At 67.3% G+C, this 23,923-nt stretch carries 19 protein-coding genes and 3 pseudogenes; 13 read left to right on the top strand and 9 right to left on the bottom strand.

The window, feature by feature from the left end:
• Positions 1–80: 80 nt before the first annotated feature.
• The 3 genes from ACOYYX_RS00665 to ACOYYX_RS00655 all read left to right on the top strand — a co-directional run bounded on the left by ACOYYX_RS00665 (position 81) and on the right by ACOYYX_RS00655 (position 3,214).
• Positions 81–1,310, top strand: a complete 1,230-nt coding sequence (locus ACOYYX_RS00665; protein ID WP_422928008.1) for a DUF1559 domain-containing protein — start codon at positions 81–83, stop codon at positions 1,308–1,310.
• A gap of 393 nt (positions 1,311–1,703) precedes the next feature.
• Entirely contained in the window at positions 1,704–1,901 is a 198-nt protein-coding gene (locus ACOYYX_RS00660) for a YezD family protein (protein ID WP_422928007.1), read from the top strand.
• A 155-nt stretch (positions 1,902–2,056) separates the two neighbouring features.
• Positions 2,057–3,214: a DUF1559 domain-containing protein gene (locus ACOYYX_RS00655; RefSeq protein ID WP_422928006.1), complete on the top strand. Its 1,158-nt coding sequence runs from the start codon at positions 2,057–2,059 to the stop codon at positions 3,212–3,214.
• An 85-nt stretch (positions 3,215–3,299) separates the two neighbouring features.
• Here the strand turns inward: ACOYYX_RS00655 and ACOYYX_RS00650 are convergent, their stop codons facing one another.
• Both ACOYYX_RS00650 and ACOYYX_RS00645 read right to left on the bottom strand, forming a co-directional pair.
• Positions 3,300–5,807 carry a WD40 repeat domain-containing serine/threonine protein kinase gene (locus tag ACOYYX_RS00650; RefSeq protein ID WP_422928005.1) on the bottom strand — a complete coding sequence of 836 codons (2,508 nt, stop codon included), beginning with the start codon at positions 5,805–5,807 and terminating at the stop codon, positions 3,300–3,302.
• Entirely contained in the window at positions 5,804–6,391 is a 588-nt protein-coding gene (locus ACOYYX_RS00645; RefSeq protein WP_422928004.1) for an ECF-type sigma factor, read from the bottom strand. The genes ACOYYX_RS00650 and ACOYYX_RS00645 overlap by 4 nt, the downstream gene beginning before the upstream one ends.
• Before the next feature lie 302 nt (positions 6,392–6,693).
• On the opposite strand from ACOYYX_RS00645, the gene ACOYYX_RS00640 reads away from it, so the two are divergent.
• Entirely contained in the window at positions 6,694–7,815 is a 1,122-nt protein-coding gene (locus tag ACOYYX_RS00640) for a WD40 repeat domain-containing protein (protein ID WP_422928003.1), read from the top strand.
• Between the two features lie 151 nt (positions 7,816–7,966).
• Here ACOYYX_RS00640 and ACOYYX_RS00635 read toward each other — a convergent pair whose 3' ends face one another.
• The gene (locus ACOYYX_RS00635) at positions 7,967–8,326 is read right to left on the bottom strand and encodes a hypothetical protein (RefSeq protein WP_422928002.1); all 360 of its coding nucleotides are present in this window, start codon (positions 8,324–8,326) and stop codon (positions 7,967–7,969) included.
• A gap of 91 nt (positions 8,327–8,417) precedes the next feature.
• Here ACOYYX_RS00635 and ACOYYX_RS00630 point away from each other — a divergent pair.
• The 3 pseudogenes from ACOYYX_RS00630 to ACOYYX_RS00620 form a co-directional block, all read left to right on the top strand.
• Positions 8,418–8,909 (top strand): annotated as a pseudogene (locus ACOYYX_RS00630) (SulP family inorganic anion transporter); the annotation flags it as partial.
• Positions 8,910–9,029: 120 nt separating this feature from the next.
• A pseudogene (locus ACOYYX_RS00625) lies at positions 9,030–10,360 on the top strand (IS701 family transposase).
• Between the two features lie 33 nt (positions 10,361–10,393).
• Positions 10,394–10,951: pseudogene (locus ACOYYX_RS00620) on the top strand (STAS domain-containing protein); the annotation flags it as partial.
• 40 nt (positions 10,952–10,991) lie between these two features.
• Here ACOYYX_RS00620 and ACOYYX_RS00615 read toward each other — a convergent pair.
• On the bottom strand, positions 10,992–11,606 hold the full coding sequence (locus ACOYYX_RS00615) for a TetR/AcrR family transcriptional regulator (RefSeq protein WP_422928001.1): 615 nt from the start codon (positions 11,604–11,606) through the stop codon (positions 10,992–10,994).
• A 144-nt stretch (positions 11,607–11,750) separates the two neighbouring features.
• Between ACOYYX_RS00615 and ACOYYX_RS00610 the strand changes: the two genes are divergently transcribed.
• Both ACOYYX_RS00610 and ACOYYX_RS00605 read left to right on the top strand, forming a co-directional pair.
• Entirely contained in the window at positions 11,751–13,103 is a 1,353-nt protein-coding gene (locus ACOYYX_RS00610; protein WP_422928000.1) for an MFS transporter, read from the top strand.
• Positions 13,104–13,153: 50 nt separating this feature from the next.
• Positions 13,154–13,759, top strand: a complete 606-nt coding sequence (locus ACOYYX_RS00605; protein WP_422927999.1) for a peroxiredoxin family protein — start codon at positions 13,154–13,156, stop codon at positions 13,757–13,759.
• Positions 13,760–13,885: 126 nt separating this feature from the next.
• Here the strand turns inward: ACOYYX_RS00605 and ACOYYX_RS00600 are convergent, their stop codons facing one another.
• The gene (locus ACOYYX_RS00600) at positions 13,886–14,623 is read right to left on the bottom strand and encodes a PEP-CTERM sorting domain-containing protein (RefSeq protein WP_422927998.1); all 738 of its coding nucleotides are present in this window, start codon (positions 14,621–14,623) and stop codon (positions 13,886–13,888) included.
• Positions 14,624–15,138: 515 nt separating this feature from the next.
• On the opposite strand from ACOYYX_RS00600, the gene ACOYYX_RS00595 reads away from it, so the two are divergent.
• Positions 15,139–15,264: a hypothetical protein gene (locus ACOYYX_RS00595; protein WP_422927997.1), complete on the top strand. Its 126-nt coding sequence runs from the start codon at positions 15,139–15,141 to the stop codon at positions 15,262–15,264.
• Between the two features lie 291 nt (positions 15,265–15,555).
• Positions 15,556–17,511: a tetratricopeptide repeat protein gene (locus ACOYYX_RS00590; protein WP_422927996.1), complete on the top strand. Its 1,956-nt coding sequence runs from the start codon at positions 15,556–15,558 to the stop codon at positions 17,509–17,511.
• 79 nt (positions 17,512–17,590) lie between these two features.
• Here the strand turns inward: ACOYYX_RS00590 and ACOYYX_RS00585 are convergent, their stop codons facing one another.
• The 4 genes from ACOYYX_RS00585 to ACOYYX_RS00570 all read right to left on the bottom strand — a co-directional run bounded on the left by ACOYYX_RS00585 (position 17,591) and on the right by ACOYYX_RS00570 (position 20,830).
• Positions 17,591–18,565, bottom strand: coding sequence for an MBL fold metallo-hydrolase (locus ACOYYX_RS00585; protein ID WP_422927995.1), 975 nt, complete (start codon positions 18,563–18,565; stop codon positions 17,591–17,593).
• An 84-nt stretch (positions 18,566–18,649) separates the two neighbouring features.
• Positions 18,650–18,952, bottom strand: coding sequence for an ArsR/SmtB family transcription factor (locus ACOYYX_RS00580; protein WP_422927994.1), 303 nt, complete (start codon positions 18,950–18,952; stop codon positions 18,650–18,652).
• Between the two features lie 117 nt (positions 18,953–19,069).
• Complete coding sequence (locus ACOYYX_RS00575; RefSeq protein WP_422927993.1) at positions 19,070–20,041, bottom strand: polysaccharide deacetylase family protein; 972 nt, start codon at positions 20,039–20,041, stop codon at positions 19,070–19,072.
• 132 nt (positions 20,042–20,173) lie between these two features.
• Complete coding sequence (locus ACOYYX_RS00570; RefSeq protein ID WP_422927992.1) at positions 20,174–20,830, bottom strand: GntR family transcriptional regulator; 657 nt, start codon at positions 20,828–20,830, stop codon at positions 20,174–20,176.
• 551 nt (positions 20,831–21,381) lie between these two features.
• On the opposite strand from ACOYYX_RS00570, the gene ACOYYX_RS00565 reads away from it, so the two are divergent.
• Together ACOYYX_RS00565 and ACOYYX_RS00560 are read left to right on the top strand one after the other, a co-directional pair.
• Positions 21,382–22,137 (top strand): PEP-CTERM sorting domain-containing protein, encoded by a 756-nt coding sequence (locus ACOYYX_RS00565; RefSeq protein ID WP_422927991.1) that lies wholly within the window; start codon positions 21,382–21,384, stop codon positions 22,135–22,137.
• A 528-nt stretch (positions 22,138–22,665) separates the two neighbouring features.
• Positions 22,666–23,751, top strand: coding sequence for a DnaA ATPase domain-containing protein (locus tag ACOYYX_RS00560; RefSeq protein WP_422927990.1), 1,086 nt, complete (start codon positions 22,666–22,668; stop codon positions 23,749–23,751).
• The last annotated feature ends 172 nt before the right edge of the window (positions 23,752–23,923 follow it).

Below are 23,923 nucleotides of genomic sequence, written 5' to 3'. Positions count from 1 at the left end.
ATCGAGAGGCACGATGAATCCCCCCTCCGCGCGCTGACCGGTCGATCCGGAGGCATGCGGCTCGTCGGAGTCTGGCAATCATGGCCATGCCCAACGCCCAAGGCCGGCTCGCGCCGGTCCACGCCCTCGTACGTCCTCGTTTCCTGCCGGCACTCCGCAACGACGGAGGCCGCGCCTCGGATTCTTGCCATCGAGGCTTGCTCCGGAGACGCCCGGGATTCACGCTGATCGAGTTGCTCGTCGTCATCGCGATCATCGCCGTGTTGATCGCCCTGCTCTTGCCCGCGGTGCAGGCGGCCCGCGAGGCCGCCAGGCGCGTGAAGTGCATCAACAACCTCAAGCAGATCGGCCTGGGGCTGCACAATTACGTCCAGAGTAATGAGAGCTTCCCGCCGGGCGCCCTGGCCTACTTCCTCAACGGCAACACGAACTCGCCGACCTTCTACAACAACCACGGCCCGAGCGCCCATGCTCGTATGCTCAACTACGTGGAGCAACAGGCCCTCTTCAACGCGCTGAACTTCTCGGTCAGCATCTTCAACGACGAGGTCGGCGACGCGATGAACATCACCGTCACCAGGACGGTGATCGACACGTTCCTCTGCCCGTCGAGCACCGCGCCGAGCTGGAACATCCAGGGGACCGACGCCGTCCTGCTGAACACCAAGGCGACGGGGAACAGCTACTTCGCCTCGGTCGGCTCGAGCCTGGAATTCGCCGCGCAGCAGACGGGCGGGCCGCCCAACGGCCCCTTCCCCTACATCGGCACCAAGGGGCACGCGACGCAGATCGCCGAGGTGACGGACGGCCTGAGCAACACGATCGCTTACGGCGAGTGGAAGATCGGCTCCGGGTCGCTTGGCACCGTCTCGATCCAGGACGTCATCTTCGTCGGCTCGTTCCCCGCCGGGACGGCCCGCAACAACGGCACGCTGAACTTCCCCCACCCCGCCCTCGTCGCGAGCTTCCCGGCATGGCTGGAGCAGTGCTCCCAGACCTGGCGATCGGGCGGCGGCCGCCAGGGGAAGACGCCGACCCTCGGCGAGGCCTGGGCCTTCGGCCTGATGGGTTACTCGCAGGGGAACGTCACCCTGCCCCCCAACGCCCCTTACCCCAACTGCAATACGAACGGCGGTGGGACGATCCAGAGCGTCGGCGTCTTCGGCCTGAGCAGCTTCCACCCGGGCGGTGCCAATATCCTCCTGCTCGACGGCTCGGTGAAGTTCCTCAAGGACAGCGTCAACAAGCAGACACTCTGGGCCCTCGGCTCGATGAAGCAGGGTGAGGTCATCTCGTCCGACTCATTCTGACGCCATCCCGACCGAATCCCTACCACGGCGGTAGGAATACCCCTCCGAGGGACTTCGCCCGGCACGCCCATCGGCGTGAGTGCCCGGCGAAGTCCCATGGTTTTAAGCCGACATCGTAAGGCCTCTGGTCGAGGCCTTTTCGGCTTTCTCGGCTCCTCGGCGTGCGACCGCTCCTCGCCGGGGAGGTCCGCCGCATTCCTGGCCCCGCCATGAATTGAGTTCAGTAACCTGATCGTAAATATCGACAATATACTTGACCGATTTAGTGCGGCTGCCAATAATGGGCCTGAACCACTCAGACCTTTGAAGATGAGCAAACGTCGGAGCGGATGAACGCCCTCGGGATTCGTCGGCCGGTGCCAACGCTCGCTAGACAGAGAGAGATGTGAAACCATGTCGAGCAAGACGTTTTCATCCCAGGACGACGAGCGGGCGGTCGCCGCGTCGCCCGCCACTCCCGCCGCCCGCGACTTCGAGCTGGAGCAGATCCGGCAGGCCATCAAGGGGATCCGGCACGGCGAAGTGCACGTGACGATCCGGGATGGCGTGGTCATCCAGATCGAGCGGATCGAGAAGCATCGGCTTCGCTGAGTGAATGCCTCCTAGGGTTTCCCCCCACTCCCCCCCACCATAGGAGTGCCCGTGAATATGTTGCCGACTCGACCACGAGAGGCACCTGAGACTCTTCTCGCTGCCGCGTGACTGACCGGAGAAACCGGAGGCACGCGGCCTCGTCGGAGTATCGCATGGCCACGCCTACAATTCCGGGCCGGCTCTCGCCGGTTCGCGCCCCTCGCCCCCGGGGCCGTTCGGGTTTCACGCTGATCGAACTGCTGGTGGTGATCGCGATCATCGCGGTCCTGATCGCCCTGCTCTTGCCCGCCGTGCAGGCGGCACGCGAGGCGGCCAGGCGCATCCAGTGCACCAACAACCTGAAGCAGATCGGCCTGGGCCTGCACAACTACTACCAGACCAACGACTGCTTCCCGCCGGGCGCCCTGGCCTTCTTCCTCAACGGCAACCCCAACTCGACCCTGTACAACAACCACGGGGCGAGCGCCCATGCTCGTATTCTCAATTACATCGAACAGCAATCGTTGTATAACGCGATCAACTTCTCGGTCAGCATCTTCAATGATCCCGTCGGCGACGCGATGAACATTACCGTTACCTCGACGGTACTCAACACGTTCCTTTGCCCGTCGAGCACCGCGCCGAGCTGGAACATCCAGGGGATCAACGATGCGATTCTGCAGGGCACCAAGGCGACGGGGAACAGCTACTTCGCCTCGGTCGGCTCGAGCCTCGAGTTCGCCGCCCAGCAGTTGAACGGCCCACCCAACGGCCCCTTCCCCTACATCGGCACCAAGGGGCACGTGACGAGGATTGCCGAGGTGACCGACGGCCTGAGCAACACACTCGGCTTTGGCGAGTGGAAGATCGGCAGCGGTTCCGCGGGCACGTACTCGATCCAGGATGTCATCTTCACCGGCTCGTTCCCCAGCGGCACCGCGAGGAACAACGGCACGCTGAACCTGCCGAATGGCACGCTGGCCACGAGCCTCCAGCCCTGGCTCGAGCAGTGCTCGCAGACCTGGCGATCGGGCGGCGGCCGCCAGGGGAAGACTCCGACCCTCGGCGAGGCCTGGGCCTTCGGCCTGATCGGCTATACTCAGGGGAATGTGGTGTTGCCCCCGAACGCCAAGTATCCCAACTGCAACACCGCCTCCAGCGGGATCGAGAACCCCGGCGTCTTCGGCCTGAGCAGCTTCCACCCGGGCGGGGCCAATATCCTGCTGCTCGACGGCTCGGTGAAGTTCCTCAAGGACAGCACCAGCAACCAGACCATCTGGGCGCTCGGCTCGATCAAGCAGGGCGAGATCCTTTCGTCGGACTCGTACTGAGCCCGGTCGGACGGTTGACGTCGCAAAGGTTGCCGCGGGCCTCTCGCATCGAGGGCCCCGCGGCTTTCTTCGTCTCCCTGCCGGGCTATTCTGCGGGCGAGGCGTTGGGGGGAAGCCCGCCGTCCCAGAGCAGGACCGAGCGGTCGGCGCTGGCGGAGACGATCGAGTCGCCGTTGGGGCTGAAGGCGATCCCCCAGACGCGGTCGCTGTGGCCCCGGAGGCAGAGGATCTCGCGGCCGGTGAGGATGTCCCAGAGCTTGACGTTGCCGTCCCAGCCGGAGGTGGCGAGCCGCCGGCCGTCGGGGCTGAACGTTACGCGTTCGAAAGGGGCCGCGCCGTCCCTGAAGGTGAGGGTCTCGCGTCCGCTGGGGATGTCCCAGACCCTGATGACGCCGATGCCGGCCGAGTTGCTCGTCGTGGCGATCCGCCAGCCGTCGGGGCTGAACGCCACGCTGAGGACCGGGCCGGACTTGCCGTGGAAGGTCTGGATCTGCCGGCCGGAGAGGTATTCCCAGACCTCGGCCTGCCCCGACGTCCCGCCCACGGCGACCCAGAGGCCATCGGGGCTGAACGAGAGCCGGGTGATCCAGCCTGCGCCCGTCTCGATGGCGCCGGCGGGGCGACCCGAGTTCGCCTGCCAGACGCGGAGCGTCCCGTCCCAGCTCCCCGAGACGATCCAGGCGTCGTCGGGGCTGAACGCCGCGCAGCGGACATTATCCGTATGCCCGCGGAGGACGTGGATCCGCTCGCCGGTTGTCACGTCCCAGACGATCGCCGAGCGGTCGGCGCTGGCGGAGACGAGCCGGTCGCCGGCCTTGTTGAAGGCGACGCTATAGACGCGGGCCTTGTGCCCCTCGAGCGTCTGCTTGAGCCTGGCGGTGGCGACGTCCCAGACCCTCACGGTGAGGTCGAATCCGGCCGTGGCGAGGGTCTTGCCATCCGGGCTAATCGCCGCGTCCCAGACCTCCCCCGTGTGGCCGAAGAAGGCGGTCGGCGTGGCGGGGGGCAGCTTCTTCAGGTAGCGCCATTCCCAGCCTCGGAGGTCGGTCGGGCACTCGTCGAGGATCTGCTCGGCCCGGCTGATCCGCCCCGCCCGACGCTCGGCCTCGGCCAGCTCGATCCGGCGGTAGTACGACGCCTGACGCTCGCGCTGGAGGTCGTAGTCGCGCAGCTCGAGCGCGACGGTCTTGTTCTCGAGGGCCTTCTCGGTCCGCTTCTGCTGCTCGGCGAGCTGGGCGTTCGTGCGGGCGAGCTCCTCCCTGACCCGGCGCTCGCTGTTGAGCGCCTGGCGGATCATGACGTTGGTGATCGCCAGCACGACGATCAGCAACACCGTCGAGATCGCGCTGAACACCGCCAGGCCGGCCGTCAAGGGTCGGCGCCTGGCCCACTTGAACCAACGCTCGACGCTGCCGATCGGCCGCGCGAGGACCGGCTCGCCGGCGATGAAGCGTCGGAGGTCGGCCGCCAGGGCCTCGGCGCTGGCGTAGCGCCTGGCCGGCTCCTTCTGGAGGCATTTCAGGGCGATCGTCTCGATGTCCATCGGCAGGCCGGGCTGGATCCGGGAGAAGGACGCCGGCTCGGTCGTCTTCACCAGCTCCAGGGTCTCCAGCACGGTCGCCGCGCGGAAGGGGGGGCAGCCCGTCAGCAACTCATAGAGGATTGCCCCGAGTGCGTAGACGTCGGTGGCGGGGCCGACCTCCTGCGCGTTGCCGCCCGTCTGCTCCGGGGCCATGTAGCTGGGGGAGCCGATGATCGAGTCGGTCCGGGTCAGCCCCTCGTCGGTCCCCAGGCTCTTGGCGAGGCCGAAGTCGGTCAGCTTGGGCGTGGCGTCGGTCGTGAGCAGGATGTTGGCCGGCTTCAGGTCGCGGTGGATGATCCGGCGCCGGTGGGCGTGATGCACGGCCAGGGCCAATGACTCCACCAGGCGGGCCGCCTCCTTCGGGCGCCAGGGGGTGCCGTCGAGCCGGTCGGCCAGGCTCCCCCCCTCGACGAACTCCATCTCGAGGTAAGGGTGCCCCTTGTAGTCGCCGATCCGGAAGATCTGCACGACCTGGGGATGCTGCAAGCGTGCGACGGCCTCGGCCTCGGCGTAGAAGCGTGCGGCGGCCTCGGCCCCGGCGAATTCGCCGGCCAGGATCATCTTCAAGGCGACGAGCCGGCTGAGCCGCTCGGGCCTCGCCTTGTAGACGACCCCCATGCCCCCCCGCCCGAGTTCCTCCAGCAGCGTGTACCCGGGGATCGTCGGCAGGCTCCCGGGCTGGTCGTCCGGCGAGCCTTGGTTGTCTCCGCCCGCCGAGCCCTCGATCGCGTCGAAGGCCGCGGCGATCGCCTTCTCCGAGCGGGAGAAGCGATCTTGGTACTCCTCGCGGTTGGGTTGCTCGCCCGCGCGTTGGCGGTAGGCCAGTTCGAGGACGAGGAGCTCCCGCAGGAGCGCGGCGTATCCCGGCGATCCGGGGGGGCCGAGGTGATCCTCAAGTAAAGGCCGGAGCCCATCGCCCCAGGCGGCCTCGAAGCGGTCGCAGGCGGATTCGAGGGATCGGATCGCCGAGGGGGTGGCGGGATCCTGGATGGCCGATTCCGTCGGGCTCATGAGATGCCCCCCTCGGTCCAGATCCGGCGGATCGACCGGAGCTTGCGCTCGACCGTCTGCTCGATGCAGCCGAGCCGCTCGGCGATCTGCCGGTTCGTGTAGCCTTCCATCTTCGCGAGCGCCACGCGTCGCAGGGAGTCTTCGCCCAGGAGGTCGAGCAATTTGCGGAATTCGTCGACGACCTGCGCGGCGAACTCGGGGGTGGGGCCGGGGTCGAGGACGCCGGCGGCGTTCCCTTCCACCTCCGAGAGGTTGAGGACCTTGCCCTCCCCTCGCGATTGGCGGCCTTCGCGCCTCATCAGGTCGATCGCCTTACGCTCGGTGATCAGGACGAGGATCTGCCAGAGGTCGTCGCGGTCCGAGAGGCGGGTGAACTGCCCCCCCTCGGCCCTCCGGTAGAAGCTGTCGAAGGCGCTGAGGGCGACGTCCTCCTCGTCGGCCGCCCTGCGAGCGACCCCGCCGATCCTGGCCCGGGCTAGCGCGACGAGTCTCTGGACGTAGGCGTCCCAGAGCTTCTCGGCCGCTGCGCGGTCCCCCCGTTTGAGCATGTCGATGCAGCGGGTGATCGATCGCGACGTGGACATCACCTGAGATGCGGCTCCGGCCGTTCATGTGCTGCGGGAACGCGCATGCATTCTAAGAATTCGCACCGCATCTCGTAAAGCCGTGCTGCGCTAGCGGCTCGGTCTTTTCACGTGGCCGCCGCCGCGCGTCTTGGGAACTTTTCCGGAAATCGCGCGCTGGGTTCGTCGGGCCGTTGGCGAGTTCCTTCATGGGTGGAGCGTTTCGAGGACGAATGCCTCGCCCCCCTCATCTGGCCGGAAGTCCAAGCCCCCCAATTCATTCGGTGCCGGCCATCCTTCGCGGTTCCAGGGAGATTGACCCGATGCGCCTCCTGCCCAGCGTCGCGACGCCGGGGCGAGATGACCAGGATGATCCGAAGGCGCGGCTCGCCGATCGCAAGCCCGTTTTCCGCCTGCTCCCCTCGCCCGAGCTCTGCCTGGTGGCGGTCCTGATCGTCGGCATCGCCGCGGTCGCGACCCTGACGGCCGACTCCAGGCCCAAGCCGCAAGGGGAGCGGAAGGAGCTCGCCATCCATTCCGGGAGGATCGAGGGCCTCGCCTTCTCCTCCGACGGTCGCACGGCGGCCTCGGCGAGCCGGGACGGCACGGTCAGGATCTGGGACGTGAAGTCGCGCCGGGAACAGGGGGTCGTCGTGAAGGGGCAGGCCGGATTCACGTCCGTCGCGTTCGCCCCCGACGGCCACGTGCTGGCCAGCGGCGGGCTCGACGGCATGCTCACGGTCCGCGACACCAAGACGATGAAGGTCCGGATGTCCGTTCGCGTCTGCATCGGTGGGATCCGCTCCGTTACGTTCTCGAGCGATGGATCTTACGTTGCTACCGGGAGCGACGACTGCGTCGTACGCGTCTGGGACTTCGCCACCGGCCGGGTCGTGCAGGAGTTGCGAGGGCACACCGAGACGGTGGACGGCCTCGCCTTCGCCCCGTCCGGCAATGTCCTGGGCTCGGTCAGCCTCGACGGCCGCGCGATCCTCTGGGACGTGGTTACGGGCAAGGTGCAGGACGAGTTCCAGGCCGGAGCCGGGCCGCTCTGGTCGATCGCCTTCGCGCCTAACGGCCGATCCCTGGCGGTCGGCGGCACCCGAGGGATCGCGCACCACGACCTGACCACTGGCCAGACCCGCGCCTGGCAGAGTGGCCAGGGCGCCGTGACCTCGGTCCAGTACCTCCCCGATGGAGTGACGTTGGCCTCGTCGAACCTGAACGGGGCCCTGGCCCTCTGGGACGTCTCGCATGAGACGATCGACGTTTGTTGCCGCCTCGAAGGGCAGCATAGCCGGGTGAAGTCGATGGGGATTTCGCCCGATGGCACGACGCTCGTGACCGGGGCCGACGACGCCGTCCTGAGGTTCTGGGACCTCCCCCGCCAGCCCCGCCGGCCGCAGCAGCCTCGCGAGACGATCGCCTACCTCGGCAAGGATTGAGCCTCGCGATCCGTGGAGTTGATAGGAAGGCGATGACTGCGTAAAGCGGCTGCCGCCCGGGATGAGCGGGCGGCAGCCGTTGACGAGCCCACCTCTTTCTTGAGGACCGCCGCACGGGGACCATCGGACGGGGACCGAGGCGGGCGTGCCGTCAGACTCGCCGGGTTCGAAGGCAGCCGGGCGGGGCCAAGGCCGCGGCAGCGAGGGCGACCTGGCTGATCAAGCCGACACTCATCGGGGCGTAGTTGCCCGGCATCCCGTGCAGTTGCCGCTCGACGGCCGAGGCCCCGAGCCATCCCAGGACGATCGCGACGTTGCCCGCGACGCCCAGGAGCATGATCGTCACGATCCGGCTCGACTCCTGGCCTCGCCAGCAGCCGACGAGCATCGCCACGTTCCAGGCGAGGATGGCGATGCCGCCGACCTCCCGGGTGTCGAGGCCGAAAAGGGCCCAGCCGGTCTTCTCATGCGGGCAGAAGAGGAAGCCGAAGACGACGCCGGCGCCCAGCAACGTGACGGCCGTCGCCGAGATGTTCAGGGCCGCCCGCTTGGCCGCCCGGGTCTGCCCCGGGGTCAGGTCGCGGAAGGGCCTCGAGAGGAAGTGGCACGTCTACCCGATGGTCGCGGCGGGCCTGGCGATCATTTATATCTTGCCTCGTTTCACCAAGGCGGTCCCCTCCGCGCTCGTCTGCATCATCGCCCTGACGATCGTGGCCATGCTGAGCGGGATGCCGCTCCGGACGGTCGGCGACATGGGTGCCCTGCCCACCGAGTTCCCGGCCTTCCTGCTGCCGAAGGTCCCCCTGACCTTCGAGACGCTCAGGATCATCTTCCCCTACTCGTGCACGCTGGCCGTGGTCGGCCTGCTCGAGTCGATGATGACGGCGACGATCGTGGATGACATGATCGACACGTATAGCGACAAGAATCGCGAATGCACCGGCCAGGGGATCGGCAACGTCGTCGCCGGCTGCTTCGGCGGCATGGCGGGATGCGCGATGATCGGCCAGTCGGTCATCAATGTGAAGTCGGGGGGCCGCGGCCGGCTCTCGACCTTCTTCGCGGGGATTTTCCTGCTCTTCCTGATCCTGGTCTGTACTTTCCGCGACTTGAAGTATGCGTAGGGTTGAGATGTGGCGAGTAGACGGGGGCCGGCCCGGGCGGGACGATGGCGGTTACCACACTGCCTGACACCCCGAGCGGAGCCGGCCCCCATGACATCCTCGCATCCGACGCCCGCCCCTTGCCAGTGGTTCGCATGGCTCGCCGACGTCCTCGATCGCCGGACCGCACCGAGGCTCGCGCTCCTGCTCCTCGGCGCCGTCCTCGCCCGCGGCCGACGCACCGTCACCGCCTGGATCCGCGCCGCCGGCCTCGGCGACGAGTTCCGCTCCTGCTACACCGCCGCGGCCGCCGCCGGCAAGGAGGCCGATCGCATCGCCGCACGCCTGCTCATCGCGGCGGTCAGGCCGCTGCTCCGGGGGTCCACCCGGCTGGTCCTCGCCCTGGATGACACCCCGACGAAGCGGCACGGCCCGCACGTCCAGGGGGCCGGCGTCCATCACAACCCCACCCCCGGCCCGGCCGGCTCCCCCTACGTCTACGGCCACGTCTTCGTCGTACTCGGGCTCCTGGCGACGCACCCGGCCAGGGGCGTCGTGGCCCTGCCCCTGCTGTCCCGACTCTACGTCCGCAAGGCGGACCTGCCGGCCATCGACCCCCGGCACCGGCCCGAGTTCCGCACCAAGCTGCAGATGGCCGTCGAGCTGCTCCGATGGGCCCAGTCCTGGCTCGACCTGCTGGGCCTGCCGATCTGGGTGGTTGCCGACGGAGCCTATGCCAAGAGGGGTTCCTCAAGCCGGCGAAGTCCCTGGGTATGACGGTCGTGAGCCGGCTCCGCAGGGATGCGGCCCTGCGGACCCTGCCCGGGCCGAAGCCGCCGGGCCGACGCGGCCCGGCCCCGACCTACGGCCCGGATGCGATCGACCTGGCCAAGCGGGCCGGCCAGCGTCGTGGCTGGTCCACCGGCACGTTCGAGCTCTACGGGGAAGATGTGGTCAAGCGCTACAAGACGTTCACGGCGACCTGGAGGCCGGCCGGGGGCGCGATCCGGGTGGTCCTGGTGGACGAGCCGAAGGGATGGAGGGCGTACTTCTGCACCGACACGCGGGCGAGCGTGGCGGAGATCCTGGGGATGGTGGCCGATCGCTTCAGCCTGGAGATCGCCTTCCGCGACTGCAAGCAGGTCGTCGGGGCCGGGCAACAGCAGGTGCGGTTGATCCGTGCGAACGTCGGGTCGTTCCACATCTGCCTGTGGACGTTCACCCTGACCGAGGCGTGGGCGTGGTCGAGGGAGGATGGGGAGTTGGTAGACCGCTCGGCCTCGCCGTGGGACAGCCCGTCGCGTCGCCCGAGCCACGCGGATAAGCGCCGGGCGTGGCGTCATGCGCTGCTGGGCGAGGAAATCCGCGCGGTTCTACGCCCGGGGGCCACCGAGGAGGAGATTCAGGCCGTCGCTGCCAGGCTGCTCAGCCTGGCAGCATGACATATACATTCTCACGGAAAGTACAGCCTGGTGCTGAGCCGCTGGGTGCGGCAGATCCCGATGGCGGCGCTGGTGGCCGTGATGACGATGGTCTCGATCGGCACGTTCAACTGGGCGTCGCTCAAGAGCCTGATCGTCTACCCGAAGAGCTCGAGCGTCGTCATGGTCTCGACGGTCGTCGTGGTCGTGGCCATCCACGACCTGTCCAAGGGCGTGCTGGTGGGCGTTTTATTGAGCACCCTCCTCTTCGCCATGAAGGTCGAGCGGATCGTCCAGGTCCGGTCCGAATCCGTCGACGGCGGGCGCAAGCGGATCTATCACGTCTACGGGCAACTCTTCTTCGTGTCCTCGCACGCGTTCATCCGGGGCTTCGACTTCAACGAGCAAGTGGAGCGCGTCGAGATCGAGTTCACCCACGCCCACTTCTGGGATATCTCGGCCATCTCCGCCTTGGACAAAGTGGTATTGAAGTTCCGCCGCAAGGGCATCGAAGTCGACCTGATCGGACTCAACGAGGCCAGCTCGACGATGATCGACCGCCTCGGCGAGCACGACAAGCCCGGCTCCCTGGAACTGACCGCCGGCCATTGATCCTTCTTGATCGTGCCGATAGGCCCAGGCTCCCCTCGATTCAGCGCGAGGGAACCTGGGCCTCGACCAGGGCGTCGACCGCGGCGAGGATCGCGGTGGCGGTCTCGGGCGAGGAGAAGGTGCCCGCACTGGCATAAACGCCGTCGATTATGATGACGAGCTGATCGGCCAGGGCCTCGGGCCTTGGTGCGCCGAGCTCGTTGGCGATGCGCGTGAGGTGGGCTTTCAACTCGCGGTGATGCACGAGGGCCGCCTCGCGGGCGGGGTGGCCGGGGGTGGGAAACTCGGTCGCGGTGTTGACGAACGGGCAGCCGCGGAAGCCGGGGGCGTTCACCTTCACCAGGAGGGCCGCAAAGAGGCCGCGGATCTGCTCGCGAGGGGAGCCCTCCAGCGGCTTCATCACGCTGTCCCACCATTGCCAGAATCTTTCGGTACGCACCTTCAAATAGGCGACGATCAACTCGTCCTTCGAGGGGAAGTTGCGGTAGAGGCTCATCTTGGCCACGCCGGAACGCGCGATGATCGTGTCGACCCCCACGGCGCGGATCCCCTCGCGGTAGAAGAGCTCCTCGGCTACTTCGAGCACCCGATCCTTCGCCGACTTCTCCGACTTCTCGCCCGGCATCCGAACCCCACCCCCGTTCTCGGAATCCATCTCGGATATTCGACAGCCGTGCCGACATGTCGTTCCGCGACAGAATGCCTTGGCGGATTGACATGAGACAGAACCGTCCGTAACATTCTGGCCGACCGGGAGCCGAAGATCAAGGGGCCGGGCAACGATCGAGGGAGAGGCTGCATGTCGGATTCGCCGAGACGAGAGGGCCGGTTGCACTATGCCTGGGTCGTCGCCGGGCTCACGTTCCTGACCTTGCTGGCGACGGCCGGGGTCAGGGCCACGCCGGGGGTCATGATGGTTCCCTGGGAGAAGGAATATGGCTGGAACCGGGCGACGATCTCGCTGGCCATCTCGATCAACCTCATCCTCTACGGCCTGATCGGCCCGTTCGCCGCCGCGTTGATGGATCGGGTGGGGATTCGGCGGACGATGATCGGATCTTTGGTGACGGTCGGCCTGGGCGTGGCGCTCTCGACCCGGATGACGGCCTCGTGGCAGCTCATCCTGCTCTGGGGCGTGGTCGTCGGCGCGGGGACGGGCATGACGGCGCTCGTGCTGGGGGCGACCGTGGTGAACCGCTGGTTCGTCGAGCGGCGAGGCCTCGTGCTCGGCGTCCTGACCGCGAGCACGGCCACGGGGCAGATGGTCTTCCTGCCGGCGCTCGCCGCGATCGTCACGTCCTACAAGTGGAGGCCCGCGGCCCTGGTGGTGGCCGGGGCGGCCCTGATGATCACGCCGCTCGTGGCCTTCCTGATGCGGGATCGACCGTCAGACGTCGGCCTGCTCCCCTTCGGGGCCGACGAGGGCGACGAATCGGCCAAAGGGGTGGCCTCGGCCCCGGCGGTCGACCCGTTCGCGGCCGCGATTGGGGCCCTCCGGGACGGCCTGCGATCGCGAGACTTCTGGCTCCTGGCCGGCAGCTTCTTCGTCTGCGGCCTGAGCACCAACGGCCTGATCGGCACCCACCTGATCTCGGCCTGCCTCGACGCCGGGATCCCCGAGATCCGCGCGGCGGGCTTGCTGGCCGCGATGGGGCTGTTCGACCTGGTGGGGACGACCGCCTCGGGCTGGCTCTCCGACCGGTACGACAACCGGGCCCTGCTCTGCTGGTATTATGCCCTGAGGGGCCTGGCCCTGATCTATCTCCCGTTCGGCCTGGTCGATTCCTCGTGGGGGCTCTCGGTGTTCGCCCTCTTCTACGGGCTCGACTGGATCGCCACGGTCCCGCCGACGGTCCGCCTGACGGCCGACGCCTTCGGCAAGCAGCGGGCCGCGATCGTCTTCGGCTGGATCGTCGCCGCGCACCAGATCGGTGCCGCCGTCGCGACCTTCGGCGCGGGCTCGATCCGGGCGATCGTCGGCGACTACCGCCCGGCCTTCCTCACCGCGGGGGCCTTCTGCCTGGCCACGGCCGCTCTCGTCTTGCAAATCTCCGGGCCGAAGCGCAAAACCGAAAGATCGCCGACGGTCGGAGGTGAAGATATCCAACTCGATCCGGCGCTCGCAGAAGGGGCCGGTCTCCCTTTAAGCTAAGCGGCTGAGCTTGGGCCTCGGGCGGATCCATCGGGGGAGTCAGAATCCTCATGAGGAATTCCATCTCCGCGCTCCTGCTCGTCGGGGCGGGCATTGCGCTCTCGGCCGCGATCGCCTCGCGATGGCAGGTCGGCCATCCCGTCACCCCCAGGATGGAATCCGAGGCCGAGGCCGTCGCCGGGCGCGTCACGGGTTCGCTGCTCGCCGAGGGCTCCGATGGCCGGACGTATCGCCTGGGCGAGTCGTCGGGCGGGCGTCCCCGCGTCCTGGTCTTCATCAAGGGGGACTGCCCTTGCAGCGAGGCCGCCGACCCTTGCTTCGCCAGGCTCTACTCGGGCTACCGCGACCGGGCCGAGATCCTCGGCGTCATCGATGGGGGCCTCGAAGAGGCCAAAGGCTGGGCCGATCGCCACGGGACTCCTTATCCCATCCTGGCCGACCCCGACAAGAAGCTCATCCGGGCCCTGGGGGCGGAGAGCTCGGTCTATACGGCCCTGATCGACGGTCAGGGTACCGTCGAGCATCTCTGGCCGGGTTACTCGTCCTCGATGTTACAGGAACTCGGCCGGCGTCTGGCCAAGCTCACCGACACCGCCGCGGCGAAGCTCGATTTCGGGGATGCTCCCGAGGAGCTCACCACGGGTTGCTCATTTTGAGCCGGGGAGCATGATCTCATCGACGGATCTGAGATCATACTATGCGACACGGACATCGAGGGAGATGTGAGGTTTCGATCGCTGCGAGATGTTGGTTGCATCCTGCCGGGGTGACCTCAGCCCCGATTAGCTGGCCTTCCGCTTCTGGCGGACGAGGCCGACCATGCCGAGGGCACCGATGGCGGTCAGGATGATCGAGGAGGGTTCGGGGACGGCGGTGATGCCACCGTTGATCGGGGCGCCGCTGTAGGGCGGGTCGACGGCGGCGGCGCGGACGGACCAGTTGTCGGACTCGAAGCCGGAGCCCGTGTTCAGGTTGGTGAAGACGACCTGGTCGAAGGTGGTCCCGTTGGTGCCGAAGACGTTCAGGTACGCGTACTTCTCGCCGCTATTGCCGCTCATGTTGGGGTTGCCATAGTAGGTCGAGTCGAGCGAGCCCAGGGCCGACGTCGGGTCGAAGGAGCCGACTTCCACGCCGTTGGAGAGGAACTGGATCTTGTTCATGGCGTCGGCGGCCGACCACCAGAAGCCGAAGTATGACTGGGGCGAGAGCAGCGTCAGGGTCGCCGAGGTCGTCGCGCTCTCGGCTCCGATCGCCGCATACTTCCCGGTCCCGCCGGCACCGCCGTAGACGTCGGCCGTGTGGATGTTGAGCCCGGGCGAGGTGATCGTGCCGATCGAGGTCGACAGCGAGGTGTAGTTGCCGGGCGTCAGGCTGTTGAACGTCAGCGTGGTCGTGTTGGAAATCTTCGTCGCCTGGACTCCGGCGTCCTCGGCGGTGAGGAGCAGGCCCGCGTTGGCCGGGGCGGTCGGGGCGACTTCGGCGAGGATCACGAGGGCGGCGATCAGCAGCGTCCGGTTCAAATTCCACTCTCCTGAGTTCTTGATTCGCCCCTTCGATCCGCCCGGCTTCAGGTCCTCGAGAACGCTCATAGTCCTCGCCAGGATCAGGCCGATTCCCAAGCCACGTTGGGCCCGCACGCAGAATGGACGGCCGCTGTCCACGGCCTCCGACGAAGGATGCGTGCGTCGATTCGAGGAGTCTTGTTTCTTCCGACCGCTTCGCCACTCCGTCGTGACGATCGCAAGTCAGATCGAACGGGTAGAGATTAGTCTCGGACGCTTTCTAACGCGAGGTGACTTGGACAATCGGCCTCTCGTGTTGCTTTTTCCAATCAACTCACCCATTTCCGAGACGTGACGCTCCAGAATAGGGCGTCCCCGATCGATGAACTCCCCGCTTCTCGCGGCTTCTCCCTCCAGAACGCCAATCCATCTTCTTGGAAAGCCGCTATTTCGTCGGGCTCTACGATTTTTTTAGGCCTGTCCATCGTGTTTTCGAAAGCAAGTTCGTCGCAGCCCATTCGACGATCCTGCCGATGTCCAGGGTTTCTCCGAGGCAACAATCCACCAGGGGGACCGATACGAGGATCCGGCACGCGACCCCGGCCAGGGCCGCGGGGATCATCATGGATGGGAGCCGGGACTCCGGTCCCGGCACGTGAATCCCCCCTCGTCGGGTCCTGGCTGGCCCAAGGCCATGAGGATCGATCCGGAAAGCAGCGTGACGGTTGCCTGCCGGAAGGTGGCGTGACGGTTGCCTGGATGATTAGCCTTGAGCAGATCTCAATAATAGCGTAAGAGACACATAAGGCGTTCAGCAGGGCATTTGCAGGTTCCCTCGACATCGATCGCCGGTCGCGCCGACCTGGTCGATTTTCGAAGGCGCTTGCGCCCGCGTCATGCACGGAAGCAACCTCATTCCGAGCGAACCTTTCGCCAATGGGAAGCGGCGAATGTCCATGAAGGTCACGAGTGCATCCAGGGCGGGATCGGGCGTGGGCGATCCGCCGAGCCGCCAAGCCTCGCCGCACGAGTCGCAGTCGGGCTTCGCACCCCCTGCCCCCGAGTCGGCGGCGGCCCATGCCGATCAACTCTACCGCCACGCGAACCTGCTCGTCTCGCAGGGGCGTCTCGACGAGGCGGTCGAGGGTTATCAGCAGGCCTGCCGCCTCCGCCCCGATTTCGTCGAGGCCCTGAACGCGATGGCCCTGACGTTCGGCCTGCTCGGCAAGCACGAGGAGAGCCTGGCCACACTGAATAAGGCGCTCGAGATCCGGCACGACGATTTCGGGACGCTGGTTAACCGAAGCATCCCCTTGTTATCGCTCAGCCGCTACGATGAGGCGGTGGCGACCCTGGAGCGGGCGCTCGAGATCCGGCCCGATTCCGCCGAGCTTTGCCATAACCTGGGCGTCCTGCTCAAGAACCAGGGCAAGCTGCCAGAGGCCGTGGCGAGCTTCCTCCGGGCCTTGCGGCTCAGGCCGAACTTCACGAAGGCGTACGTCAACCTCGGCCACACCCTGCTGTTGAACAAGCAACCCGAGGGGGCGGCGACCTGCTTCCGCGAGGCCCTGAGGCTCGAGACCGAGAATGCGGAGTCGCACAACGCGCTCGGGTTCGCCCTGGCCTCCGCCGGCCGTTACGCCGAGGCCGTGCCGAGCTACCTCCGCGCCCTCGAACTCAAGCCCGACCTGGACGAGGCGATCTCGAACCTGGGGCATGCGTACGCGCTCACCGGCCGCGTCCCCGAGGCCGTGGCCCAGTTCCAGAGGCTGATCGCGATGAGGCCCGACTATGCCGAGGCGTACAGCGATATGGGGCTCGCCCTCGAGCGGGGCTGGCGTTACGCCGAGGCCGTGGCCTACTACGACCGGGCGCTCGAGATGAAGCCCGACTCCGCGGTCGCCAGGACGAATCGAGGCTTTCTCCTGCTCAAGCTCGGCCGTTACGAGACGGGCTGGGCGGATCACGAGTACCGCTGGCGGATGCCGGACGTGAAGCCGCCCGAGTACCCCCAGCCCTTGTGGAGAGGGGAGCCGCTCGAAGGGCGGACGATCCTGCTCTGCACCGAGCAGGGCTTCGGCGACACCCTCCACTTCATCCGCTACGCCCGCCTGCTCAAGGAGCAGGGCGCCTCGGTGTTCGTGCGATGCAAGGCGACGCTCATCCCATTCCTGGAGCGGCTCGCCATCGTCGACCGGGTCGTCGACGAGGAGGACGACCTGCCCCCGTTCGACACCTATTGCACCCTCATGAGCCTGCCTTACATCCTGGGGACGAATGAGGAGGCATCCATCCCCGTGGACGTCCCCTATCTCCGGGCCGACCCCGAGCGGGTCGAATTCTGGAGGGAGGAACTCGAGGCGTACGGCGGGGGCAAGCGCGAGCTTCGGGTCGGGATCAGCTGGCAAGGGAACCCGGCGTTCCGCTACGACCAGTTTCGCTCGATCCCCCTGAGGCATTTCGCCCCGCTAGGGGGGCTCGAAGGGGTCCGCCTCTTCAGCCTCCAGAGGGAACGCGGATCCGAGCAACTGCCGGAATTCGCCCGGCAGTGCGAGGTCGTCGACCTCGGCGGCCGGGTCGACGAGGCGAACGGCACGTATGTCGATCGCGCGGCGATGATCATGAACCTGGACCTGGTCATTACCTCCGACACCGGCCTGGCGCACCTCGCCGGCGGGCTCGGCGCGCCGACCTGGGTCGCCCTCTCGGCCCTCGCCGACTGGCGCTGGCTCGAGAAGCGCGAGGACTCCCCCTGGTATCCCTCGGCCCGGCTCTTCCGCCGCTCGCGGGCCGGCGGGTGGGGCGCCTTGTTCGAACAGATCGCCGAGGCGCTCCGGCCGATCGCCCTCGACCCCGGACGTCGCAAGGACGCCCTCCGCGACCTTCGCGTCGGCGCGGGCGCCTGAATTCGCCAGGCATCACGTCGAGGAGACCGGGGTCGCGCGGTTCGGCCCCGATCTCCCGCTTCGACGGCTCCGACCTCGATCACTTGCCCGCGGTGGCGCGGTGCTTGATGAGGCCGAGGTAAGCGATCCGGGTGAACATGCCGCCGTTGAAGAAGCCCGTGCCCCAGGTGGCGTCGAGGTCCTTCGTCGGCTTCGCGGCGATGGCCTGCTCCAGGGTCTTGCCGGAGTCGAGCATCGGGGAGAGCCGGTCGTAGAGGGTGACGAGCATCGTCCGGAAGGCCGAGAGGTCCGCCGGCCTGGCCAGCGGGCCGTGCCCCGGGATGATCCTCGTATTCGGCCCGGCGAGCTTCAGGATGCGGTCGGCCGCCGCGATCATGCCGCCGATCCAGCCGCCGCTCGACTCGTCGATGTTGGGATAGAACCCGTTCGAGAAGAGGTCGCCGGTGTGGATGACGTCGTGCTTCTTGAAGTGCGCGATCAGGTCGCCATCGGTGTGCGCCGGGGGGACGGCGGTCAGCACGACGACCTCATCGCCGACGAAGAGCTCCGCATGGTCGCCGGTCAGGCTCGGCAGGGCCTCGGGGGGGGACGCCGGGGATGTCAGCTTGAAGACCTCGGTGTATTGCTCGGTCGAGAGCCGCTTCCGCGTGACGCTCGTCGCGAAGATCTTCGCCCCGGCGTCCGCGAAGGCCTTGTTGCCCCCCGCGTGATCGAAGTGCCAGTGGGTGTTGACCAGGATCGAGACCGGCTTGCCTCCCTCCCGCTTGACGGCCTCGAGCAGCTCCCTGGCCTTGCCGGGGATGCCGGAGTCGACCACGAGCAGGCCCTCCGACCCCTGGAGCACGGCGACGTTGCCGCCGGCCCCCTGGAGCAGGTCGAAGCCCGCGCCGATCTCGGACGAGGTGATGGGGATCTTGGCCATCTCCTCGCCGATCTTGGCGATCAACGGGGCGGGATCGGAGTCGTCGGCCGGCTCGGCCCCCCGGAGCCCGCCCGTGACGAGCAATGCCCCCGTCGCCCCGATTCCCGTGCGCATCAGTTCACGTCGGTTCATGTTCAATCCCTCGTGTCGTGTCGCGTTGATATGGATGACGGGACGCGCGTCGAGACGCGCCGGCGTCGGCCCGAAGGGGGATCGTCAGTCCGAGGGGGGCGGCGCGAGGTTCGTGGCCATCCGCCGGGCCAGCTCCCGCGAGTAGGCCGCGATCGTCTCCCGGCGGAGGCTGAGATAGACGCACTGGGCCGCACGCCTGGATTCGATCAGGCCGGCCTCGTTCAACTCTCTCAGGTGGTGCGAGATGGTGGCCTGGGAGACGGATGCCTCCTGCACGAGCCTCTTGCAAGGCATCTCCCCCGCCTCGGCCGCGATGCGCTCGAGGATGGCCAGTCGCTGCGGGTCGGCCAGGGCCCTCGCCACGCGTTGGAACTCGATCGTCGTCATGACCGCCATCGCCGCCCATTGGTGTTTCGACGCGTGTCAATATAGACAGCCATCGAAACAGGGTCAAGGGGCCGTCCGGCGATTGCGGCCACGACGGCCGGCCCCTGCCCTTTCAGATCAGGCCGACTCGTGGATCGTGTCCGGGCTCTCGAGGGCCCAGCGTGCGATCTCATCCTTGCGGGCGAACCAGATCCCCTCGTGCCCCCGGGCGTACTTGAGGAACTCGCCCAGGGCGCGGACGACGGCCGGCGTGCCGCCGATGCGGTCGTGGGTGCTGATCGACATCATCCTGCGCCTCGATGCCGACTCGAGGTAGAGCTGATCGAACTCGTCCTTGAGCTGCGCGAGGAAGTCGGCCGTGGAGAAGTGCCGGTTCTCGAACAGGAGGATGTCGTTGCAGCGGAGCGTGTACGGCACCACGACGAAGGGCTTGCCGTCGACCGGGACCGTGAACGGCTCGTCCCGGCTCACGTCGTCGATGTGGTAGAGGAAGCCCAACTCCTGGAGGACGGAGAGCGTGTTGACGCTCCGCCTGAGCCAGTTGCAGTTGTAGCCGACGGGGGTCTTGCCCGTCGCCTCCTTCACGGCCGCGACCCCGGCGGCGACGAACGCCTTCTCATCCTGGCGAGAGAGGGAATACTGCGGCTGCCAGGTCATGCCGTGCGCGGCGGCCTCGTGCCCGCGCTCGACGATCTCCCTGGCGAGCCCGGGGTTCTTGCGCACGGCGTCGCCGACCATGTGTGACGTCACCTTGACCTTGTGCCGATCCCATAGGTCGAGCAGGCGCGGGACGCCCTCGCGATAGCCGTACTGGAACCAGGTCTTCGCGGGGAGGTCGGGGATCCCCTTGGGCAAAGGGGACGACGAGAAGGGGCTATCCGCCCCCTCGTCCGGCTCGCCACCCGCTTCGAACTGCATCGAGATCGAGATGGCCATCCTCGCGCCATTGGGCCAGAAGGGGCCCGCGCCCGGCTTCCGCTTCGGGGCCGCCCCCTGATCCCGGGCGGCCATCGCGTTCGTCGCCGTCGCCGCCAGGGTCGTGGCCGAGGCGATACCCCCGAGGAAATCCCTGCGCGTCGTCATCCTCATCCGAAAGCCTCCCTCTGGAATGTCTCGCTGATGTACCTGATCACGAGCACGAACGCGAACGACTCGCTCTCGAGGGGCGTCCGCGCGGGGGGCGACGCGGGTTATCCCGGGGACGTGCGGGGCGATGGGCGATCAGCCCTCCCCCGGCGGCCTTTGATCCAAGTCTAATCCAATGAACGATTCCGAATGTTTCCTGAGGAGGAGTCCGGCCGCTTTCCCGTCGCCCGCCTCCAGTGCGTCGATGATGGCGTCGTGTTTGCGCGCCTCGGCGACGAGGTCGAGGCCGCCGCGGGCGAGGGTCAGGCGGACCCTGGTCTCGAAGGCGAGGGACTCCCAGACCTGGAGCAGCACGCGGTTCCCGGACGCCTCGAGGATCCCGCGATGCAGGTCCAGGTCGTGCCTGGCGTATCCTTCCCGATCCCGCCCCTTCGCGGCCTTGTGCAGGCCGGCCAGCGACCGGCGCAGATCGGAGACGTCGCCCCCGAGCCTGGCCGCGGCGAGTTCGGCCGCCATCTGCTCCAGGGCGGCCCGCACCGCGTAGGCCTCGGCCATCTCCTCGGCGCCGACCTCGCGGACCCGGGTGCCCCGATACGGCACCGACTCCACCAGCCTCGACGATTCAAGCTCCCGGAGCGCCTCGCGGACGGGCGTCTGGCTCGTGTCGAACTCGCGGGCGATCGCCAGCTCGATCAGCCGCTCTCCGGGCTTCAGCCGCCCGTCGATGATCCTCGCCGCCAGCTCGCGGCGGATCCGGTCGCTCATGCAGTTCCGCTCGTTATCCATCGGCATCCGGCCCTCATCTCAGCCGGTCCTCATTATAGATTATCGATAATGCAGAATCAAGGGAGGGCCCTGCTCCCGCATGCGGCGTACAGGCCGGGACGAGCTGCCTTACGTCAAAGCATCAAATATGAATAGGATAGTATATCTAAACATTTAATCGGGTGAGCCGGGCCGGTTGTCCGGCCTCGGTGGCCGGCTACGCGTGCGCGGATCCTCGCGCGAAACGCGCCGTCTAAGTTTATTGGAGATAAATTGAGACAAAACATGCTTTAATCCAGAATTCTCACAAATATTCGAACCGGAAATTCTGCCGATTTGCGGTGATTATGGATTCGCTTTCGAAAGTGGATCTACGGGTCTAAACATTGAATGTGACAAACTTAGACAAGAGTTGAAAATGAAAAACGCCTGCTCGTTCTTGCACATGGCCGCTTTACGGCAATTCGTAATTCGATTAATTCATAAACCTGTACTGACGAGAGCAAGGACGACGCAGCCCGGTGGGGAACAACTGGTCGTCAAAAGAAACTTCGGATTTCATCCAAAGGAGCGCCAGAATGTCCATGTTTTCTTCGAAGTCCCTCATAGCGGCCGCTGTCCTCCTCTTCGCCGGCGCCTCGGCCCAGGCCACCGTGATCCCGGTCGGCAACAGCGACTTCTCCACCGCGTCGAATAACGGCTCGATCGGCGGCGGCCTCCTGAACGGGAACGGCTCGGCCACCATCGGCTCGGGCCCGTGGACCGGGACGTACACCGGTGCCCTCGGCGTGCTCGCCCCGCCGACGCTGACGATCGGCAGCAGCGCGGCGACGATCAGCGGCGTGGCCGGCATCAACGTGCTGGGCCTCGTGAGCAATGGTGGGTACTTCTCGCAGACCCTCGGCACGAACTACGCCGCGAACACCACCTACACCCTGACCGCGGAAGTCACCACCACCAGCCCGCTCAGCGTGTCCCTGATGAATGACAAGAACGTGGGCATCGCCCTGACGTCGAACGGCTCGGACGTGGCCTCGACCTCGACCGGCAACTCACAGTTGATCTCGGTGAACCTCCTGGGAGGCAACACCTACCAGGTCACCCTCAACTACACGACCGGCAACACGGCCCCGACCGGTGCCATCGGGATTCGCCTCTTCGACCAGCCGACCGGCCTGACCACCGCGAACCTGGTCGGCTCGGTCAGCTTCGACAACGTCAGCCTGAACGCCACCGCCGTGCCCGAGCCCGCCTCGCTCGGCCTCCTCGGCATCGGCCTCACGACCTTCGGCTGGGCCCGCCTCCGCGGCCGCCGGGCTGCCAACGCGGCCTGATGTAGTGCGACTGCAAGCTCCCGGATGCGTTGCCTCGCCCGGCTCGAGTGGGGCAACTTTCCTTCGCACTCGTCTTCGTCAGCTTCGCAAGACCCTCCGGCCCCGACCGCCATCCGTCCGGGAAACGAGGGACGAGAGCAGGTCTCTTCGCCTGCCCTCGGGCTAAAGGGGCAACCCCGACCGTGGATTGATCTAACCCCACGAGTCGCAGCAGATCTTCGAAGCTGACGAAAGACGAGGTCATGCGACCGACCCGGCCGGGATGGCGACGAAGGCAACAGGGATGACCAAGACGCCGCCGGCAGGAACCTCGAACTCGCCCCTCACCTCGACCACGACCTGAAGCCTCCCCCCTCACTTCTCCTCCCGCTGACTCCTCCTTGACCGCGAAACCCACGATGTCTCCCTTGGCCAGCCCTTCTCAAAGTGGGTTGGCCTTCACGCGTTTGGGGCGGCGTGCTATGGAGACGCTGGCGAAATGGATTGAGGCCGTTGGCTTTGGATTTGGAATGGGGAAAGGAGCCCAGGATGGACTCTTCGTCCTGGCCGCGCGTGATGGTCCCGCCGGCGACGCCCGAGCCCCAACCCTGGGACGGGTTCCTGACCGGGCCGGAGAACGAACTGGCGCATGCGAGCGTCCTGGCCCTGGCGAAGGGGGACGCGGCGGGGATCTCCCCCCTGGTGGTCCACGGGCCGTCGGGGGTGGGGAAGTCGCGGCTGCTGACGGGCCTCGTCTCCGAGTGGCTCCGCCGGCGCCCGGAATCGGCCGTGGCCCACCTGGCGGCCGAGTCCTTCGCGGCGGCCTGCGCCGAGGCGGCCGATCAGGCGGGGGGCTGGTCCGACCTCCGGGGCAGGTTCCGCGGCCTCGACCTCTTCGTCATCGAAGATTTGCACGCCCTGGAGCGTGCCCCCCTGGCCCTCGCAGAGCTGGTGCACACGCTCGACGCGCTCGATGACGCGGGGGCCTGCGTGGTCGTCTCGGCCCGGGTCGGCCCTGCGCAGTGGGAGGGCTGGCCCCGGCGGCTGGTCAATCGCCTGGTCGGCGGCCTGGCCGTCCGGATCGACCCCCCCGGCCCCGCCTCTCGCCGTCGTTATCTGCTCGAGTCGGCCCGGTTGCGTGGCCTCGGGCTCGCGGCCGCCGCGATCGACGCGATGGTCGAGGCCGCCGACGGCTATCGGACGCTCGACGGCTGGCTCGCCAAGGCCGCGCTCACGTCGAAGGTGGAGCGCCGGCCGCTCGACCGCCAGCTCGTCGACCCGTTCGTGGCCGAGACGACGCGATCGTCGGCCGTGACCCTGGAGCAGATCGCCCGCGCGATCGCCGCGCAGTTCAAGGTCCGCGTCCGCGACCTCCGCTCCGACACGCGCCGGCAGTCGGTCGCCGAGCCGAGGCATCTGGCGATGCACCTCGCCCGGGGCTTCACTCCGCTGAGCTTCCAGGCCATCGGGGCCTACTTCGGAGGTCGCGACCCGGCGACCGTGCGCCATGCCTGCAAGGCGGCCGCCGCCAGGCTCGCCGCCGACCCCGCCCTGGCCGTCGCGATCGAGACGCTCACCCAGGGCTGGCGCCTCTCCGAGCCCGGAGACGAGGCCTCCTCTCCTCCCCCCCAATAGCCGGGCGACGAGCCCCGGAACACCCCCGGATCCGGCTCCTCCTCGGCTTCATCCGCCGACAACCGGCGGCCGCCCGCTCTAAAATGCCGCAAATCTTTGTTTGGATTGAACTTGGGCGCGGGGCTTTCCCCGGCGTCTGAGTTGCAAGGGGGGGGCGGTTCGGTTACAATGA

Origin of the sequence: Singulisphaera chitinilytica, from assembly GCF_049331405.1 — a bacterium.
Lineage (GTDB): Bacteria > Planctomycetota > Planctomycetia > Isosphaerales > Isosphaeraceae > PoT.
Note: the sequence above shows the minus strand (reverse complement) of the source record. Positions and strands in the feature narration are given on the sequence as shown.

Excerpts from the sequence above, each read along its gene's own strand:
- ACOYYX_RS00560 (WP_422927990.1), top strand. The coding sequence starts at position 22,666 with ATGGACTCTTCGTCCTGGCCGCGCGTGATGGTCCCGCCGGCGACGCCC.
- ACOYYX_RS00610 (WP_422928000.1), top strand. The coding sequence starts at position 11,751 with ATGTCGGATTCGCCGAGACGAGAGGGCCGGTTGCACTATGCCTGGGTC.
- ACOYYX_RS00650 (WP_422928005.1), bottom strand. The coding sequence starts at position 5,807 with ATGAGCCCGACGGAATCGGCCATCCAGGATCCCGCCACCCCCTCGGCG.
- ACOYYX_RS00615 (WP_422928001.1), bottom strand. The coding sequence starts at position 11,606 with ATGGATTCCGAGAACGGGGGTGGGGTTCGGATGCCGGGCGAGAAGTCG.
- ACOYYX_RS00565 (WP_422927991.1), top strand. The coding sequence starts at position 21,382 with ATGTCCATGTTTTCTTCGAAGTCCCTCATAGCGGCCGCTGTCCTCCTC.
- ACOYYX_RS00665 (WP_422928008.1), top strand. The coding sequence starts at position 81 with ATGGCCATGCCCAACGCCCAAGGCCGGCTCGCGCCGGTCCACGCCCTC.
- ACOYYX_RS00580 (WP_422927994.1), bottom strand. The coding sequence starts at position 18,952 with ATGACGACGATCGAGTTCCAACGCGTGGCGAGGGCCCTGGCCGACCCG.
- ACOYYX_RS00585 (WP_422927995.1), bottom strand. The coding sequence starts at position 18,565 with ATGAACCGACGTGAACTGATGCGCACGGGAATCGGGGCGACGGGGGCA.
- ACOYYX_RS00655 (WP_422928006.1), top strand. The coding sequence starts at position 2,057 with ATGGCCACGCCTACAATTCCGGGCCGGCTCTCGCCGGTTCGCGCCCCT.
- ACOYYX_RS00645 (WP_422928004.1), bottom strand. The coding sequence starts at position 6,391 with ATGTCCACGTCGCGATCGATCACCCGCTGCATCGACATGCTCAAACGG.
- ACOYYX_RS00605 (WP_422927999.1), top strand. The coding sequence starts at position 13,154 with ATGAGGAATTCCATCTCCGCGCTCCTGCTCGTCGGGGCGGGCATTGCG.
- ACOYYX_RS00660 (WP_422928007.1), top strand. The coding sequence starts at position 1,704 with ATGTCGAGCAAGACGTTTTCATCCCAGGACGACGAGCGGGCGGTCGCC.
- ACOYYX_RS00590 (WP_422927996.1), top strand. The coding sequence starts at position 15,556 with ATGTCCATGAAGGTCACGAGTGCATCCAGGGCGGGATCGGGCGTGGGC.
- ACOYYX_RS00595 (WP_422927997.1), top strand. The coding sequence starts at position 15,139 with ATGTCCAGGGTTTCTCCGAGGCAACAATCCACCAGGGGGACCGATACG.
- ACOYYX_RS00570 (WP_422927992.1), bottom strand. The coding sequence starts at position 20,830 with ATGCCGATGGATAACGAGCGGAACTGCATGAGCGACCGGATCCGCCGC.
- ACOYYX_RS00640 (WP_422928003.1), top strand. The coding sequence starts at position 6,694 with ATGCGCCTCCTGCCCAGCGTCGCGACGCCGGGGCGAGATGACCAGGAT.
- ACOYYX_RS00575 (WP_422927993.1), bottom strand. The coding sequence starts at position 20,041 with ATGAGGATGACGACGCGCAGGGATTTCCTCGGGGGTATCGCCTCGGCC.